Origin of the sequence: Nonomuraea sp. NPDC049486 (assembly GCF_040676925.1) — a bacterium.
In the GTDB taxonomy this organism is placed as follows: Bacteria; Actinomycetota; Actinomycetes; order Streptosporangiales; family Streptosporangiaceae; genus Nonomuraea; species Nonomuraea ferruginea.
The window spans coordinates 381,199-397,668 of record NZ_JBFAPV010000003.1 but is presented as its reverse complement, the minus strand read 5'-3'; the positions used below and the strand labels follow the sequence as shown (position 1 = coordinate 397,668).

Sequence of the window (16,470 nt, the reverse complement as noted above, 5' to 3'; positions counted from 1 at the left end):
TCCGCGCGCCCGCGGGCGCGCGGACTCGGCGGCTCACTCCAGCCGTAACGTGGCGATCTTCCGTACGTCGTCGCCCGTGGATTCGTACCAGGTGGCCTCGGAGCCCGGGAAGGTGAGCGTGGCGACCGCGTTCTGGAACCACGGCCCCTTGACGATCCGCCACCGGAAGGGCGGCCGCGGCAGCCGGGCCGAGCGGGCCAGCAGGCCGCCGATCAGCGTGGCGACGCCGAACTGGGTCAGCACGTTGGCCCAGCGCAGCAGGCGGCTGAGCGGGTTGCGGATGGGCGAGCAGACGATCTGGTAGATCGGGCCGGTGCGGGCCTTGGCGACGTAGGAGTAGTGCACGTCGCCGGAGAGGATGAGCACCGGCTTGCCCAGCGCGGCCAGCAGCTTCGACAGGTCCTCGAACGAGCGCCGGAAGGCCGCCCAGTGTTCGAGGTCGACGGCCTGGCGGAAGGACTCGGACACGCGCGCCACCGGCCGGCCCCAGGCGCCGTCGCAGAGGGCTTCGTTCCAGTTCTGCACCCCGTGCACGCCCTCGGGGAGCAGGAACGGGATGGACGAGCCGATGATCAGCCGCTCGGCGGGCTTGGCGAGCTCCTCCTCCAGCCAGGCCCACTCGCTCGGGTCGAGCATGCGGCGGTCGCCCGGGGTGAGCTGCCTGGCGCATCTGGTGTCGATCATGATGAGCCGGGCGTGGCCGAGGTCGCGGGAGTAGCTCCACCGGTTGCTGCTCGGCTCGGCGTCGGCCTGCGAGGCGAACGCGTCCAGCTCGGCCGCCCCGTCGCCGCCGCCGTCGAGCAGCTTGCGCAGCAGCGGGTCGGCGGCCCGCTCCTGCGGGGACAGGTTGCCGAGATGCTGGTAGACCCAGTAGGCGCCGAGCCCGGCGACCACCCGTCGGCTCCACCAGCCGGTCTCGGCCATCTGCTCGCGCCAGGTCTTCGAGGTGTTCCAGTCGTCGCGCAGGTCGTGGTCGTCGAAGATCATCGCGCTGGGCACGGTCGACAGCAGCCACCGGATGTCCGGGTCGGTCCACGCCCTGCGGTAGAGCTCCGCGTACTCCTCGAAGTCGGCGATCTCGTTCTTCGGCTCGGTGTCGCGGCGCGCGTGGATGTAGTCGAGCATCTCCGGCGACGGGTTGTCGGCGTAGACCTGGTCGCCGAGGAGCAAAAGCAGGTCGGGCCACTCCTCGTCACCGGCCTCGGCCAGATGGCAGCCGTAGGACCGCAGCACGTCGTACCCGTGGGTGAGGAGGTGCGCCGTGTCGTGCGGCGCGGTCGTGCGGCAGGAGCCGAACATCAGCCGCGCGGGCCCGTCGGGCGGGATGAGCCGGATCCGGCTGGGCGGACGGCCTTCCAGCGGCCACACCCGCTCACCGTCGAGAGTGACGGCATAGGAGCCGACATTCTGGGAAAGCTCCGTTATGTCGACGATCGCGTAGTGATGGTCGTGGACGGTGAAGGTTTCCGACTCGTACGAGCCGCCTGCGGCCTCGATGTGGACCGTGCACGGCTCGTCGGTCTCCACGAAAATCGAAGCGCTGGCAGAATCGACGTACCGCAGCATCGGCCCGACCACCAGTTCGGGCATCACACCCTCCACTTCGACAGTTCGGCGCACTCCGGGCCACAAGCCTGCCAGAGTGGCACCTTCCAAGCATCTGGATCAGCGGCTTGGATCGCAAGGAGATCACACATTAGATATTCCCCCCGCTCTAGGATGATCCGTACAAGAACGCCCAAATGGGTTATAGGCAACGGCGCCTTACCCGGTAACGGGCGTACATAACAGGAGGAAGCTCTTCCATGAGTGTCATGGTGCCGTCAATGACGCCGGCACAGATCAGCGCGGGCCAGGAGGCCCTCGAATCCGCTCACTTCCAACTCGGCAGCGCAGCCGAGCGGCTGGGGCTCGACGACGGGCTCCGCGCGATGCTCGCCACGCCCCGCCGGTCGCTGACCGTCGCGGTGCCGGTCCGTCGCGAAGACGGCAGCATGGACGTCGTCCAGGGCTTCCGGGTCCAGCACAACGTCTCGCGCGGCCCCGCCAAGGGCGGCATCCGCTTCCATCCGGCCACCGACATCCACGAGGTCACCGCGCTCGCCATGTGGATGACGTGGAAGTGCGCGCTGGTCGGCATCCCGTACGGCGGCGCCAAGGGCGGCGTGGCCGTCGACCCCGCCGGATACACCACCCGCGAGCTGGAGCGGCTCACCCGCCGCTACGTCAACGAGATCCTGCCGCTGATCGGCCCGGACAAGGACATCCCGGCCCCTGACGTCGGCACCGACGAGCAGACCATGGCCTGGATCATGGACACCTACAGCGTCAACGCCGGCTACGCGGTGCCCGGCGTCGTCACCGGCAAGCCGATGCCGCTCGGCGGCTCGCTGGGCCGGGCCGGCGCCACCTCGCGCGGCGTGCAGATCGCCGCCCTGTCCGCGCTCGGCCGCTCGCCCGAGGGCGTGACGGTGGCGGTGCAGGGCTTCGGCAAGGTGGGCGCGGGAGCCGCCCAGTACCTCGCCGACGCGGGCTGCAAGGTCGTCGCGGTCTCCGACGTGACCGGGGCGGTGTACGCGCCCGACGGCCTCGACGTCGCCGGGCTGCGGGCCTGGGTCGCCGAGTCCGGGCAGGTGCGCGGCTATCGCGACGCCGACGCGCTCGGCCTGGACGAGCTGCTGGAGCTGGACGTGGACCTGCTGGTCCCGGCCGCGCTGGAGGGCGCCATCACCGAGGCGAACGCGCCCCGGATACGCGCCCGCCTGATCGTGGAGGGCGCCAACGGGCCCACCACGCCGGAGGCCGACCGCGTCCTGGCCGCCAACGGCACCACGATCGTGCCTGACATCCTGGCCAACGCGGGCGGCGTGATCGTGTCGTACCTGGAGTGGGTGCAGAACATCCAGGCCTGCTCCTGGAGCGAGAGCCAGATCGAGCGCAAGCTCCGCGACATGATGGAGAGCGCGTACGGCGAGGTCAAGTCGGTGGCCGCCGAACGCGACCTCACCCTCCGCGAGGCGGCGCACGTCATCGGCGTCGGCCGGGTCGCCGAGGCCCACCGCATGCGCGGCCTCTACCCGTAGAGCCGGTACGCCGGGCAGGCCTGCCCTGGCCGGGTCCACGGGCAGGCCGTACCCCCGCGGGGGTGAGAAGTACCCAGGTTGGGTAAACCTTGATGTCGCTGGTCAGGGCGCTGATCGTTTCCTGCTAGAAGTAGGTGGGTGTTGAGGTTGGTGCTCTGTCTGGCCCTGCTCGATCCCTCCGGCGTCGCCGAGGTCCCGCGGCGTAACATCCCGGCGCGGGAGGTGCTCACGCCCCAAGGCGACCGGCTGGGTTACGCCCCCGTGCCGCGGCCCTATACGGGCACGCGGCGGCTGACCGGCGTCCTGGTCGGCCGCGACCGGGAGACGGGCCGCCACATCACGTGCGGCGGCACCGTGGTGCGCTCCCGCAGCCGGAGCCTGGTGCTGACGGCGGCGCACTGCCTGCGTAACCACGGCCGGATGCTGGAGCAGCTCGCGTTCCTGCCCGGCTACGACCAGGGCCGGCCGGTCGAGGGCGTGTGGCCGGTGGAGCGCACGTGGGTGCCCTCCCGCTGGCGCGGCCGGGGTTTCGGGCCCGACCTGCTGCCGTACGACGTCGGCCTGGCCGGGGTGTCGGCCAAGCCGCGCGGCCGGCTGGAGGACCTGACCGGGCGGGGGCTGCGCCCGCTGCCGACCCGCAGGGGCACCCCGCTGCGCGGGCTGGAACTGCTCGGCTACCCGGCGGGCAAGCAGTATCCGGGCAACCGCATGTACCGCTGCGTCGGCGACGCGGTGGAGGGCAAGGAACGCGGGCCCGGCGTGCTGGTCACCCGCAACTGCCACGCGGCGGCCGGCGGCAGCGGCGGCCCCGCGTTGTACGAGGGAGGGGTGGCCGGCGTCGTCTCCTCCTCCAGCCCGCTCCGCGACGACAAGGGCTTCACCGTGCTCAGCCGGCTCGGCAGCAGGACGTTCACCCGGATGTACGAGCAGGCCGACCGGATCATGCTCCGATCGAAGTGACGATCTCCTCGCAGAGCGCGTGGGTGACCAGGGCGTCGTCGGCGGTGACCAGGCGGCCCCCGCCGACGGCGGCCAGGAACTCCGCGCAGATCGCCTCGATGCCGCGCTGACGGGCGACCGGCACCCAGTCGGGCCGCCGCCGCAGCGTCTCGCCGCCGGCGTAGTCGACCACGTCGCCGAGGTTGACCACGCGGCGTTTGACGCCGTCGCCCATCACCTCGCAGCTCTCCTCGGAGGCCCCGCTCACCCGGTTCATCACCCCGATGGCGGTGAAGCCGTCGCCGGACAGCTCCAGCACGACGTGCTCCAGCAGCCCGTCGCCGTTCACCCGGGTGCGGAAGCGGGTGCCGGTGACCTCGCCCGGCGCCAGGAACCTGAGCGTGTCGGCGACGTGGATGAAGTCGTCGAAGACCACCTGGCGCGGGGCGCCCGGCAGGCGTTCCCGGTTCTTCTCCATCAGCACCAGGTGCCGGGGCAGCTCCGCCAGGGCGGCGTAGCCCGGCGCGTGCCGGCGGTTGAAGCCCACCATCAGGGACCTGCCCCCGGCCCTGGCCAGCGCGGCCAGCCGCTCACAGTCGCCCAGGTTGTCGGCCAGCGGCTTGTCCACGTACACGTGCACCCCCGCGGACAGCAGCGTCTCCACGATCTCCGGGTGGGCGGGGGTGGCGGCGTGCACGAACGCCACGTCCACCCCGGCCTCGACCACCTCGTCCACCGTGGTGAACCGCCGGTCGACCCGGTAGGCGTCGCCGAGGCGGCGCAGCCTGGCCCGGTCACGGGTGCACAGGTGGAGGTCGAGCCCGGGATGGGCGGCCAGCACCGGCAGGTAGGCCTTCTCCGCGATGTCGCCGAGGCCGATCAGGGCGGTCTTCACGCGTCGAGCGTAGCCTTGAACGCCTCGCCGACGGGGGTCGGAGCGACCCCGAAGGTCCGCTGGAAGGCGGACGAGTCGAGCACGTACGGCGCGACGAACTGGTAGCGGACGTGCCGCAGCTCGCCGATCATGGGCTGGAAGAGCCCGGCCGCCCGCACCAGCGGCCACGGGAGCTGGACCATCCTCGGCGCGGGCCGGCCGAGCAGCCGGGCCATCTCCTCCCCCACCTGGCGGAACGTCATCGGCTCCGCGGTCGGCACGTGCCAGGGCCGCCCCCACGCCCGCTCGTCGCCCCCGGCGACGATCAGCGCCCTGGCCACGTCGGGCAGGTACGTCCAGCTGTGCGGGACGTCGAGGGGCCAGACCACCTGGACGGTCCTGCCCGCCTTGAGCGCGGGCAGGAACCGGGTGCCCAGGTAGGACTGGTCGGTGGCGCCGGGGCCGAAGTAGTCGGAGCCGCGCACCTCGGTCACCCGGATCCGGCCGGCCCGGTGCGCGGCCAGCGCGTCCTCCCACATGCGGGCCCGTACCCGGAACTTGGGGTTGGCTGAGGCGAGCGGCAGGTCCTCGGTCATCGGGCCGGTGACCGGGCCGTACGGGTAGAGGTTGCCGAGGATCGTCAGCACCGCGCCGCTGGCCTCGGCCGCGGCCAGGAACGACGCGGCCATCGGCGGCCAGTCGGTGAGCCAGCGGTGGTAGCGCGGGTTGACGCAGTTGTAGAGGACGTCCGCGCCCTTCGTGATCTCGATGAGGCGGCGCCGGTCGGCGACGTCGGCCGCCACCTTGACGGCTCCTTCGGGACCGCTTCCCGACCGGGTCACCACGGTGACCTCGTGACCCCGGTCCAGGAGCTCGCGTGCCAGATGCGCACCGACCTGGCCGGAACCCACGACGACGTGCTTGCCCATGATCAGACCTGCTTCCAGACGATGCGGAGGACCGCGTTGACGACGAAGAGGGCGGCGAGCGCCCCGGCGGGAACGGCGGCGCCGGCCGCGTAGAGCGCCAGCGCGCCGCCGCCGAACCAGAGGATCTCCAGCGCGGCGCGCGCCAGGCCGGTGAGCGGGATGACGGCGTTGGCGCCGCCTCCCGCCCCGAACAGGGCCCAGGCGGCGACGAACAGCGCGGGCGCGCCGAGCCCAGCGAGGAGCTTCACGCCCCAGTGCTGGCTCAGCGTGAACCCCCAGTAGCCGGCGGAGACGAGCACCCCGAGCTCCAGGAAGAACATCAGCGCCAGGTTGGCGCCCTTGGCGATGGGGAGCACGACGACCTCCTGAGTGACTGCCGTTCCCTTACGAGAGCAATGCTCTCTCAAGAGAGCGGCCATCGTCAAGAGCAGTGCTCTCGTTTCCGGCGTGCGCTCTGGTAACGTGCTGGGCATGACAGCGAGCCGTACCGCGCGAGAGCGGGTCAGAGCCGAGCTCACCAGGGAGATCACCGACATCGCCCGCCGCCAACTGGCCACCGAGGGCGCGGGCGGGCTGTCGCTGCGCGCGGTCGCCCGCGAGATGGGCATGGTGTCCTCGGCGATCTACCGCTACTTCCCGAGCCGCGACGACCTGCTCACCACGCTGATCATCGAGGGCTACAACGCGCTCGGCGAGGCCGTGGAGCGGGCCGACGCCGCCTGCCCGCGCGACGACTACCTCGGCCGATGGCTCGCCGCCTGCCACGGCCTGCGCGACTGGGCGCTGGCGCACCCGCACGAGTACGCGCTCCTCTACGGCTCCCCGGTGCCCGGCTACCAGGCGCCGCAGGACACGGTCCCGGCCCGGCTGCGCGACGTGACCGTGCTCGGCGCGACCCTGCGCGAGGCGCACGAGGCGGACGCCGTCGACCCGCCCCCGCTGCGGCCGCTCCCCCCCGACGCGCTCAGGGCGGACGCGGACAACCTGCGCACGATCATGGCGGGCGTCCCGGACGAGCTGATGTTCCGCGCGCTCACGTCCTGGACCGCCCTGTACGGGTGGATCAGCTTCGAACTGTTCGGCCAGCTGAACAACGCCATCGAGGAAAGGCGCACGGCCTTCGACCACTCGATGCGCACCCTGGCCGCCCTCATGGGCCTGCGCTAGGCGACGGCGTTGTCACCGCCGCCCAGGTAGGCGGCCACCACCCGCGGGTCCTGGGCCAGCTCGCGGGCCGGGCCCGTCACGTGCACGGTGCCCAGCTCCAGCAGGTACGCCCGGTCGGCGAGCCGGAGCGCGGCCTTGGCGTTCTGCTCGACGAGCACCACCGTGCGGCCGTTGTCGCGCAGCCGCCGGATCGTGCGCATGATCAGGCTGACGAACTGCGGCGCCAGGCCGAGGCTCGGCTCGTCCAGCAGCAGGATCGACGGGTCCGACATCAGCGCCCGCCCGATGGCCACCATCTGCTGCTCGCCGCCGGACAGCGTGCCGGCGAGCTGGTCGCGCCGCTCCCTGAGCCGGGGGAACAGCTCGAACACCATCTCCCGCAGACCGTCGGCGTCGACCTCCCGGCGCCGCGCGTACGTGCCGAGCAGCAGGTTGTCGTCGACCGTCATGCTGGAGAACATCTGCCGCCCCTCGGGGACGAGCGAGAGCCCTCGCCGCACGAGCGAGTCCTGGGAGGCGCGGGTGACGTCCTCGCCGCGTAGCGCGATGGTGCCGGACCTGGAGCGGTGCGCCCCGCCCAGCACGTTGAGCAGCGTGGTCTTGCCCGCGCCGTTCGGGCCGATGACCGCGACGATCTCGCCCTCGTCCACCCGCAGGTCGATGCCGTGAAGCACCTCGACCGGCCCGTAGGAGAAGCGGAGCCCGCTCACCTCAATGATCGACACGGATGGCTCCTTCCTCGTCCTCGTCCTCGTCGACGCCCAGGTAGGCGCGGATCACCTCGGGGTCGGAGCGGACCTCGTCCGGCGTGCCGACCCGCAGCGTCTTGCCGAACTCCAGGACGTGCACCCGGTCCACCAGCTCCATCACCATCTCCATGTCGTGCTCGACGAGCAGCAGCGCGATGCCCTCCGCGCGCAGCTCCCTGAGCAGGGCGGCCATCCGCTGCTTCTCGGCGCGGTTGAGCCCGGCCGCCGGCTCGTCGAGCAGCAGCACGGCCGGCCGGCCCGCCAGGCCGCGGGCGATCTCCAGCACCTTCTGGTGGCCGAGCGAGAGCTGGTCGGCCTCCACGTCGGCCAGGTGCGCCAGCCCGCAGCGGGCCAGCGCCGCCTCGGCCGCCTCGCGCAGCCGCCGTTCCTCACGCAGCACGCCGGGGGTGGGGATCACCGAGCGGGCGATCCCCGCGCGGCCGACGGTGTAGGTGCCGACCAGGACGGTCTCCAGCACGCTCATGCCGCCGAACACCACAGGCGTCTGGAAGGTACGGGCCAGTCCCTTGGCGGCCACCTTGTGGGCGGGCGCCCGGGTGACGTCCTCGCCGTCGAACTCGATGCGCCCCTCGGTGGGGGTGAGCACGCCGGACAGGAGGTTGATCAGCGTGCTCTTGCCGGCGCCGTTCGGGCCGATGACGCCCAGGATCTCCGAGTCGTGCAGCACCAGGTCCACGTCGCCGACGGCGACGACGCCGCCGAACCGCTTGGTCAGGCCGGACACCTGAAGGCGGACCCGTCCGGGACTCCGAGCGGGCGACGGGGCGGTGACCGGGGCCGAGGGCTGGGCCGGGGCCGGGTCGGCGACGGACCTGGCCGGCAGGAGCCTGGCGCGCAGGCGGCCGAGTGCGCCCACGACGCCTTCCGGCATGAGCACGAGCACCAGGACGAGCAGCAGGCCGACGGTGAACTCCTCGCCCGCGCCCACCGCGCCCTCGCCGAGCACCCCGGGGATGACACTGGTGCTGGCCTCGCGGATCAGCGTCAGCACCGCCGCGCCCACGAGCGGTCCCCACGGCGACAGCACGCCGCCGATGACCGCCACGACGAGGATCTCGACGGAGTGCATGACGCCGAACGGCGCCGGGTTGACGTACATCATGGTGTGCGCGTACAGGCTGCCGGCGACGCTGCCGAAGACGGCGCTCAGCACGAACGCCTTGGTCTTGGCGCGGGCGGCGTCGACGCCGTGGGCGGAGGCGACGGTCTCGTTGATGCGCAGCGCCCGCAGGGCGCGGCCCTCGCGGCTGGACTTCATCCGCACCGCGAACCAGAGCCCCAGCGCCAGCACGACCAGCACCAGGTAGACCTGCGCACGCTGGTCGTCGAAGGAGAGCCCGAACACCGAGAACGGCGGGATGCCGCCGAAGCCCGACGAGCCGCCGAGATCCTCGGAGTTGGTGAGCAGCAGGTAGAGGATCTCGCCGAGGGCGAGGGTGGCCATCGCCAGGAAGTGCCCGCGCAGCCGCAGGATCGGCCGGCCGATGGCGTACACGAGCAGGGCGGCCACCGCCGCCGCCACCACCATGGACACCAGCGGCGGCCAGCCGAGCCGCACGGTGCCGATGGCCGAGCCGTACGCGCCGATCGCGGCGAAGGCGGCCTGGGCCAGGGAGAACTGCCCGGCGTAGCCGACCAGGAGCACCAGGCCGAGCGCGAGCACGGCGTCGATGCCGAAGTTGACGATCAGGCCCTGGGTGTAGGTGTCGTCGACGGCCAGGGGGCCCAGCGCGATGACGAGGATCGCGGCGGCCACGCCCATGGCCGTGCGGTGCTTACGGAGTGAGTTCACGGCAGATTCCTTGTCATCGCTAGACCCGCGTCGACACCCGGAGCCGGGTCAGTCCCGCCGGCCGGAAGATCAGCAGGGCGAGGAGCAGGGTCAGGCCCGCGAGCGTGGTGTAGAGCGACCCGGCGAAGATGGTCGTCGCAGCCTCGATCAGCCCGAGGATGACGCCGCCGACGACGGTCAGCCCGATGCGGTCCAGGCCGCCGAGGATCGCCGCCACGAAACCCTTGAGGCTGAGCGCGAGCCCGCCGAGCACGGTGATGACCGACAGCGGCGTCTGCGCGATCGCCACGGTGCCCGCGGCCGCGCCGGCGAGACCGAACGACAGCGCGGCCATCAGGGCGACGTTGATGCCGACCACGCCCGCGGCGAACGGGTTGACGGCGCAGGCGGTCACCGCCCGGCCGAGCATGCTCTTCTCGAAGAACACCGTCAGCAGGATGACGATCACCACGGTCAGCGCCACGACCCACAGGGCCTGGCGGGCGATGGTGGCGCCGCCGACGTTGATCGCCGGCCCCGCGGTGAAGGGCGCCAGCTGGTACGCGCCGCTGCCGAAGATGATCTGCAGCAGGGAACGCACCCCGATCGCCACCCCGAGGGTCGCGATGACCTGGACGAGGAGCGCCTTCTTGCGCAGCGGCCGGACCGCCAGCGTGTAGACGACCATCGACGCCGCCGCCGCGACGAGGATGCCGAGGGGGACGGCCAGCCACAGCGGCACGAGCTTGGCCAGCACCACGGCGGCGAAGGCGCCGACCAGGGCCAGGTCGCCCATGGCGAAGTTGATCACGCCGGTGATCCGGTGGATCACCACGAAACCGATCCCGATCGCGCCGTAGATCGACCCGTTGGTGACCCCGGTGAATATCACCTGGAGGAGGTCCTGCGAGTTCATGTTCCTGCCTCTGAGCGGAGGCGGGCGGCCGGGAGGGGGGACCGGCCGCCCGGGTTTGTCATTCCTGGTCGAGGACGACCTCGCCGGTCTCGGTCAGGCCTCCCGCGTAGCGGAAGGCGCCGTCCTTGACCTGCAGCAGTGCCAGCCCCTCGCTTCCGAGGCCGGAGTGGTCGGTCGGTGAGTAGCGGTAGATCCCGTTCACGGCCGCGGTGCCGCCGAGCTGGTTCTCCAGCGCGTCGCGGATGGCTGTGCGGGCCGCGTCGAGGTCCGACAGGTCCGGATCCGCCTTCTTGATGGCCTCGGTGAACATCGTGATCGCGTCCCAGCCGTTGCCCGCGAACTGGGTCGGCTCGGCCCCGTACGCCGCGACGAAGTCCTTGACCGCCTGGTACTGCGGGTCGTCCTCGGCGATGCTGTCGGCCACCAGCGCCTTGGTCCCCACCACGTAGCGGCCTTCGACGGCGTCCTGGCCGACCTTGATGAAGTCCGGCGAGGCGGAGCCCGGCTCGTAGATGAACTCGGCGTCGAAGCCGATCTGCTTGGCGTTCTGCCCGATGACCGCGCTGCCGGGGACGACGCCGTAGACGATGACGCTGTCGGGGGCCGCGCCCTTCAGCCTGGTGAGCTGGGGGACGAAGTCGGTGGCGTCAGGGTCGTGCAGCTCGCTGCCCGCGACGGTCAGCCCGTACTCCTTGGCCAGCTCCGGCACGGCCTTGGACTGCTGCTGCCCGTAGGCGTTGTTCGGCGCCAGCACGGAGACGGACTTCGCGCCGAGGCCCTTGGCGAACGACAGCATGGCCCTGGTGGAGCGGGTGATGTCCGGGAAGTTCTTGAACATCCACTTGGCCTCCTCGATCGGCTCGACGATCGCCGTGCCGGAGGCCATGCCGATCGCCGGGATCTTGAGGCTGGCGGTGATCGGCTTGATCGCGATGCTCGCACTGGTGCCGCTGGGCCCGATGACGGCCAGCGCGCCCTCGCTGTGCAGCTTGCGCACACCGCTCACGGCGTCGGACTCGCTGCTGCGGCCGTCGACCACGGTCAGCTTGAGCCGGCGGCCGTTGATGCCGCCCTCGGCGTTCACCTTCTTGGCGAAGGCCTCGGTCGCCGTCTTCTCGGCCTCGCCCAGCGCCGCGTACGAGCCGGTCAGGTCGACCAGCACGCCCAGATGGTAGGGCTCGGACGCGGCGTCGCCCGAGGACTGTCCATTGCCGCCGCAGGCGGCGAGGAGCAGCGGCACCAGGGCGGCGGCGGCCAGCCGCCACCGCCGGGGGCGCGGCCGGCCCTCAGACGCTGAATCGAACTTCACCAGATTCTCCCTTCCGGGCGGTCGCCAGAGGCGCTCTACACGAACGAACGACCGTTCGCTCAACGTACCATGTGATTTCTGATTGCTTAAAGGCCCTTTTTCGCTGGGCCGGAATCGTTACCGGCGGGAGACCTGCCGGCCGGTCAGGAGTCCGCGACGCACCGGTTCACGCAGGTCCCGAGCCCGTCGACCCGCGTGGTGAGGACCGACCCCGGCACCAGCCGCAGCCCCGACGCCGCCCCCACCCCGCCCGGCGTGCCGGTGAGCAGCACGTCACCGGGCTCCCAGGCGGTGAACCGGCTGACGTAGGCCAGCGCGGCGGCCGCGTCGAAGACCAGGTCGGAGGTGCGGCCGCGCTGGCGGACCACGCCGTCGACCTCGCACGTGACCTCCAGGTCGCGGGCGTGGTCCACCTCGTCCGGCGTCACCAGCTCGGGCCCCAGCGGCGTGCTGGCGTCGAACGCCTTGCCCGGCAGCCACTGGCTGGTCCGCCACTGCCAGTCGCGCATCGAGACGTCGTTGGCGACGGTGTAGCCGGCGATCGCCGCCAGCGCCTCGCCCGGATCGGCCCGCCGCAGCGGGCGGCCGACCACGACCGCCAGTTCCGCCTCCCAGTCGACCTGGTCGCTGTCGGAAGGGATGGCGAGGTCGTCGCGGGCGCCGGTGAGCGTGCTGGCGAACTTGGTGAACAGCGTGGGGTGCTCGGGCGCCTCGCGGCCCATCTCCTCGATGTGCGAGCGGTAGTTCAGCCCCACGCAGACGACTCTGGCCGGGCCTGTCACCAGCGGCGCCCAGTCCGCCTCGCCCACGGGCACCTGGCCCACCTCGGCCGCGCGCGCCGGATCGGGGCGGCGCAGCAGCGCCCCCACGTCCGGCGCGTCCAGCAGGACGTACACGTCACCCTCGCGACGGGCCGCGCGGGTGCCGTCAGGCGTGCGCAGCGTGGCCCAGCGCATCAGAACAGCTCCATCGACCGCAACCGGGTCTTCATGATCTTGCCGCTGTCGTTGACCGGCATGTCACGCGCCGGCACGAAGGCGATCCGCTTGGGGATCTTGTAGCCCGCCAGGCGCGCTCGGCAGTAGTCCCTCAGCTCGTCGGCGCCCAGCTCGGCGCCTTCCTTGAGCGCCACCACGGCGCACACCTCTTCGTCCCACTCCGTGCTCGGCAGGCCGATGACGGCCGCCTCGCTGATCCCCGGATGCGTGTAGAGGACCCGCTCGACCTCGGCCGAGTAGACGTTCTCGCCACCGGTCTTGATCATGTCCTTGGCGCGGTCGTGGTAGTAGAAGTAGCCGTTCTCGTCCTGCGAGGCCAGGTCCCCGGTGCGCAGCCAGCCTTCCGCGTTGAGCACCTGCGCGGTCTCCGCGGGCCTGCCGAAGTAGCCGTCCATGATGTTGGGGGCGCGCACGGTGATCTCGCCGACGGTCCCCGGCGGCACCTCGTCGTCACTGTCCAGGGCACGCAGGCGCACCTCGGTGAGCAGGAACTCGCGGCCGATCGAGCCGTCGACGTCCTCCCTGAACATGTCCTCCGGGCGCAGCCGGGTGACGATCGGCCCGCCCTCGGTCAGGCCGTACTGGTAGTAGACGCGCACGTGCGGCAGCGCGTCGCGGACGGCGGTCTTGTCGGGCATCTTGAAGATCGCGCCGCCCACGTACATGCGCCGGTAGCCGGACCAGTCGTAGTCGGTGAAGACGCCCGCGGCGAGCAGCCTGCGCACCATGTTGGGCACCAGGAAGCCGTTGGTCACGCCCTCGCGCTGCACCACCTCGCCCACCTGGCGCTCGTCGAAACGGCGCATCAGCACCGACGTGGCGCCCAGCATCAGGTGCGGCACGAACCAGCACAGCAGCGACGCGGCGTGGAACATCGGCGCGATGAGGAGCGTGACGTCCGAGTGCTCCATGTCGGTGTCGATGATCTCGTTCAGCCCGTTGCCGACGGCGCTGCGCTCGGACAGCACCACGCCCTTGGGGAAGCCGGTGGTGCCGCCGGTGAACATGATGACGTTGGTGGCGTCCATGTCGCCGGTCAGCTCGGGTTCGACCGGCTCACCCAGGTAGGCCTCGTAGTCGGGGCCCTCCACCACCACGCGGCGCAGGTGACGAGGCTCGCCGGTCTCCTGCGCCGCCTTCACCGAGGCGACCCACTCCTGGTCGACCAGGACCACCTCGGCCCGGGAGTCGTTCAGCCCGAACACCAGCTCAGGCGTGGCCCAGCGCCAGTTGTACATGACCGGCACCGCCCCGGCGCACAGCACGCCCAGGTACGCCTCGACGACGAAGATGGAGTTGCCCGCCAGGATGCCCACGGTGTCGCCGCGCCGGACACCGTCGGCGCGCAGTCCGGCCGCGACCGCGTAGGCCCGGTCGGCCAGCTCGGCGTAGGTGACACGCGAGTTCTCGTCCACCACGGCCGTGCGCTCGGGGTAGCGGCGCCGGTTCAGCCGGAGAAAATCAGCGGTAGTGCGCATGTTCCTGCCTCTCGATCACTCGATGACCACGAGCGTGTCGCCGGGCGAGACGCCGGCTCCCACCGTCACGCGGACCTCGGTGACCCGGCCCGCCTTGCCCGCGGTGACCGGGTTCTCCATCTTCATAGCTTCCAGGACACATACCACGTCCTCCGCGGCCACCTCCGAGCCGACCTGGGCCGACACCGCGGCGATCGTGCCCTGCATGGGAGCGCGGACGACACCGTCCGAGGAACCCGACATCCCGGCGGCGCGGCGCGGACCCGACCCGGACGGCGGGGGCGCGGCCTGCGGCGGGGCGGCGGCCGCCGACGCCTGCTCGGCGACGTAGGGAACCCAGTACTCGCGCCCGGCGACCACGACGACGGACCGGTCGTCCCCCGCCGGCCGAGGCGCGGCCTCGGCGGGCGAGGTCTCCGGGGCCAGGGCCGGCTTCAGCTCGGCGTCGGTCTCCAGCCAGGTGGTGTGGTGGCGGTCCCCGGTGAACACCGGATGCCGCAGGACGGCCTGGTGGGCGGGCTTGGTCGTGGCCACGCCGGAAACGCGCAGCTCCTCCAGCACCCGCTGTGCCCTGGCGATGGCGGCGGGCCTGTCCTGCGCGTGCACGATCAGCTTGCCGAGCAGCCCGTCGTAGTACTCGCTGACCGTGTCGCCGGCCTCGTACCCGCTGTCGAACCTGACGCCGAAGCCGAGCGGCGGGCGCACCTCGGTGAGCGTGCCGGGCGTCGGCCGGAACAGCCCGCCGGCCGGGTCCTCGGCGTTGATCCGCATCTCCAGCGCGTGACCGCGCACGGTCACGTCCTCCTGGCGGACCGAAAGCGGCAGCCCCGCAGCCACCCGCAGCTGCTCGGCGACCAGGTCGACGCCGGTGACCAGCTCGGTGACCGGGTGCTCCACCTGGAGCCTGGTGTTCATCTCCAGGAAGTAGAACGCGTCGTCCTCGACCAGGAACTCGACCGTGCCCGCGCCCACGTAGCCGACGGACGCGGCCAGCGCCACGGCGGCCTCGTCCATCGCCTGCCGGGTGCCGTCGGAGATCACCGTGCAGGGCGCCTCCTCGATCAGCTTCTGGTGCCGGCGCTGCACGGTGCAGTCGCGGTTGCCGAGGGAGACCACGGCGCCGTGGGTGTCGGCGACGATCTGCACCTCGACGTGGCGGGGGCGCTCCAGGTACCGCTCCAGGTAGACCTCCGGCTGCCCGAAGTAGGCCTGGGCCTCGCGCTGGGCCGCCGCGACCGCGTCGTCCGCCTCCGCGCCGTCGCGCACGATGCGCATCCCGCGCCCGCCGCCGCCGTAGGAGGCCTTGACCGTGATCGGGTAGCCGTGGCGCTCGCCGAAGGCCCGCACCTCGGCTCCCGAGGTGACCGGGCCGTCGCTGCCGGGCACCAGCGGCACCCCGGCCCGCTCGGCCGCCTGCCGCGCCGTGACCTTGCTGCCCATGACGGCGATGGCGTCGGCGGGCGGGCCGATGAACGTCTTACCGGCCCTGGTGACCGCCTCGGCGAGCGCCGTGCTCTCCGACAGGAAGCCGTAGCCGGGGTGCACGGCGTCCGCCTGGCTCTCGGCCAGCGCCTTCATGATCATTTCCACGTTCAGGTACGTGTCGGCCGGCGAGGTGCCGGGCAGCGCGTACGCCTCGTCGGCGAGGCGGACGTGCAGCGCGCCCGCGTCCGCGTCCGAGTGCACCGCGACCGAGGCGATGCCGAGGTCACGGCAGGCGCGGACGACCCGGACGGCGATCTCACCCCGGTTGGCGACGAGCACCTTGCGGAAGTGGGAGGGGGAACTCACGTCGTGTACTCCGAAGGGGGAAGGTCGATGTCGTCGAGGTTGACGACGAGGTTGTCGGGAGTGCGTGCGGTCATCCAGACGAGTTCGGCGTCGGCGCTGCGGTTGCACTCGATGTGCGGCATCCACGGCGGCACGTGCACGAAATCGCCTTCCTCCAGGTCGTAGTAGTCGCGGTACCCCTCGCCGAAGTAGATCCGGGCCCTGCCCTTGAACACGTAGCCCGCGGTCTCGGCCTCGGCGTGGTGGTGCGGCACGGACCGGTAGGCGGGCTCGTTGCTGACCTTGCCCAGCCATATCGCCGAAGCCCCCACCCCGCGGTGGACACCCGCCACCCGGATGGCGCCGGCGCTCTGGCCGGTGTCCGCGGTGATTTCGGCGGCGAGGATGCGGGTCGGGCTGAGATCGAAGCGAAGCCGATCCACGGGCATGTCCTCCTTTGACAAAC

The 16,470-nt window shown here is 71.8% G+C and carries 15 protein-coding genes; 3 read left to right on the top strand and 12 right to left on the bottom strand.

Annotated elements, in window-relative coordinates; translation table 11 throughout:
• Window positions 1-33 precede the first annotated feature (33 nt).
• Window positions 34-1,590 (bottom strand): alkaline phosphatase D family protein, encoded by a 1,557-nt coding sequence (locus tag AB0K05_RS10730; RefSeq protein ID WP_148033393.1) that lies wholly within the window; start codon window positions 1,588-1,590, stop codon window positions 34-36.
• 236 nt (window positions 1,591-1,826) lie between these two features.
• Between AB0K05_RS10730 and AB0K05_RS10725 the strand changes: the two genes are divergently transcribed.
• Together AB0K05_RS10725 and AB0K05_RS10720 are read left to right on the top strand one after the other, a co-directional pair.
• Window positions 1,827-3,083 (top strand): Glu/Leu/Phe/Val dehydrogenase, encoded by a 1,257-nt coding sequence (locus AB0K05_RS10725; RefSeq protein WP_281429576.1) that lies wholly within the window; start codon window positions 1,827-1,829, stop codon window positions 3,081-3,083.
• 138 nt (window positions 3,084-3,221) lie between these two features.
• Window positions 3,222-4,043 (top strand): hypothetical protein, encoded by an 822-nt coding sequence (locus AB0K05_RS10720; protein WP_148033395.1) that lies wholly within the window; start codon window positions 3,222-3,224, stop codon window positions 4,041-4,043.
• Here the strand turns inward: AB0K05_RS10720 and AB0K05_RS10715 are convergent.
• The 3 genes from AB0K05_RS10715 to AB0K05_RS10705 are packed head-to-tail and all read right to left on the bottom strand — an operon-like array spanning window position 4,024 to window position 6,181.
• Window positions 4,024-4,917: a Gfo/Idh/MocA family oxidoreductase gene (locus tag AB0K05_RS10715; RefSeq protein ID WP_364228412.1), complete on the bottom strand. Its 894-nt coding sequence runs from the start codon at window positions 4,915-4,917 to the stop codon at window positions 4,024-4,026. The two genes, AB0K05_RS10720 and AB0K05_RS10715, sit on opposite strands and share 20 nt — an antisense overlap.
• Window positions 4,914-5,825, bottom strand: a complete 912-nt coding sequence (locus AB0K05_RS10710; RefSeq protein WP_148033397.1) for an NAD-dependent epimerase/dehydratase family protein — start codon at window positions 5,823-5,825, stop codon at window positions 4,914-4,916. The genes AB0K05_RS10715 and AB0K05_RS10710 overlap by 4 nt, the downstream gene beginning before the upstream one ends.
• A 2-nt stretch (window positions 5,826-5,827) precedes the next feature.
• A complete protein-coding gene (locus AB0K05_RS10705) occupies window positions 5,828-6,181 on the bottom strand; it encodes a YrdB family protein (protein WP_148033398.1) in 354 nt (117 codons plus the stop codon).
• A gap of 115 nt (window positions 6,182-6,296) precedes the next feature.
• Between AB0K05_RS10705 and AB0K05_RS10700 the strand changes: the two genes are divergently transcribed.
• The gene (locus AB0K05_RS10700) at window positions 6,297-6,992 is read left to right on the top strand and encodes a TetR/AcrR family transcriptional regulator (RefSeq protein WP_271276959.1); all 696 of its coding nucleotides are present in this window, start codon (window positions 6,297-6,299) and stop codon (window positions 6,990-6,992) included.
• On the opposite strand, the gene AB0K05_RS10695 is transcribed toward AB0K05_RS10700, so the two are convergent.
• From AB0K05_RS10695 to AB0K05_RS10660, 8 genes are all read right to left on the bottom strand, one after another.
• Window positions 6,989-7,717, bottom strand: coding sequence for an ABC transporter ATP-binding protein (locus AB0K05_RS10695; RefSeq protein WP_148033400.1), 729 nt, complete (start codon window positions 7,715-7,717; stop codon window positions 6,989-6,991). The two genes, AB0K05_RS10700 and AB0K05_RS10695, sit on opposite strands and share 4 nt — an antisense overlap.
• A complete protein-coding gene (locus AB0K05_RS10690) occupies window positions 7,704-9,554 on the bottom strand; it encodes a branched-chain amino acid ABC transporter ATP-binding protein/permease (protein WP_364228409.1) in 1,851 nt (616 codons plus the stop codon). Before AB0K05_RS10690 ends, AB0K05_RS10695 begins: the two co-directional genes overlap by 14 nt.
• 19 nt (window positions 9,555-9,573) lie before the next feature.
• Complete coding sequence (locus AB0K05_RS10685) at window positions 9,574-10,449, bottom strand: branched-chain amino acid ABC transporter permease (RefSeq protein ID WP_148033402.1); 876 nt, start codon at window positions 10,447-10,449, stop codon at window positions 9,574-9,576.
• 58 nt (window positions 10,450-10,507) lie between these two features.
• Window positions 10,508-11,758: an ABC transporter substrate-binding protein gene (locus AB0K05_RS10680; protein WP_364228407.1), complete on the bottom strand. Its 1,251-nt coding sequence runs from the start codon at window positions 11,756-11,758 to the stop codon at window positions 10,508-10,510.
• A 143-nt stretch (window positions 11,759-11,901) separates the two neighbouring features.
• On the bottom strand, window positions 11,902-12,714 hold the full coding sequence (locus AB0K05_RS10675; protein ID WP_271276956.1) for a fumarylacetoacetate hydrolase family protein: 813 nt from the start codon (window positions 12,712-12,714) through the stop codon (window positions 11,902-11,904).
• Window positions 12,714-14,234: an AMP-binding protein gene (locus tag AB0K05_RS10670; protein ID WP_148033405.1), complete on the bottom strand. Its 1,521-nt coding sequence runs from the start codon at window positions 14,232-14,234 to the stop codon at window positions 12,714-12,716. The genes AB0K05_RS10675 and AB0K05_RS10670 overlap by 1 nt, the downstream gene beginning before the upstream one ends.
• A 15-nt stretch (window positions 14,235-14,249) precedes the next feature.
• Window positions 14,250-16,025, bottom strand: a complete 1,776-nt coding sequence (locus tag AB0K05_RS10665) for an acetyl-CoA carboxylase biotin carboxylase subunit (protein WP_271276955.1) — start codon at window positions 16,023-16,025, stop codon at window positions 14,250-14,252.
• A complete protein-coding gene (locus tag AB0K05_RS10660; RefSeq protein ID WP_364228404.1) occupies window positions 16,022-16,447 on the bottom strand; it encodes a cupin domain-containing protein in 426 nt (141 codons plus the stop codon). The genes AB0K05_RS10665 and AB0K05_RS10660 overlap by 4 nt, the downstream gene beginning before the upstream one ends.
• Between the last annotated feature and the right edge of the window lie 23 nt (window positions 16,448-16,470).

Coding starts and splice junctions, on each gene's coding strand:
- AB0K05_RS10710 (WP_148033397.1), bottom strand. CDS start 5,825: ATGGGCAAGCACGTCGTCGTGGGTTCCGGCCAGGTCGGTGCGCATCTG.
- AB0K05_RS10730 (WP_148033393.1), bottom strand. CDS start 1,590: ATGCCCGAACTGGTGGTCGGGCCGATGCTGCGGTACGTCGATTCTGCC.
- AB0K05_RS10675 (WP_271276956.1), bottom strand. CDS start 12,714: ATGCGCTGGGCCACGCTGCGCACGCCTGACGGCACCCGCGCGGCCCGT.
- AB0K05_RS10725 (WP_281429576.1), top strand. CDS start 1,827: ATGACGCCGGCACAGATCAGCGCGGGCCAGGAGGCCCTCGAATCCGCT.
- AB0K05_RS10700 (WP_271276959.1), top strand. CDS start 6,297: ATGACAGCGAGCCGTACCGCGCGAGAGCGGGTCAGAGCCGAGCTCACC.
- AB0K05_RS10670 (WP_148033405.1), bottom strand. CDS start 14,234: ATGCGCACTACCGCTGATTTTCTCCGGCTGAACCGGCGCCGCTACCCC.
- AB0K05_RS10685 (WP_148033402.1), bottom strand. CDS start 10,449: ATGAACTCGCAGGACCTCCTCCAGGTGATATTCACCGGGGTCACCAAC.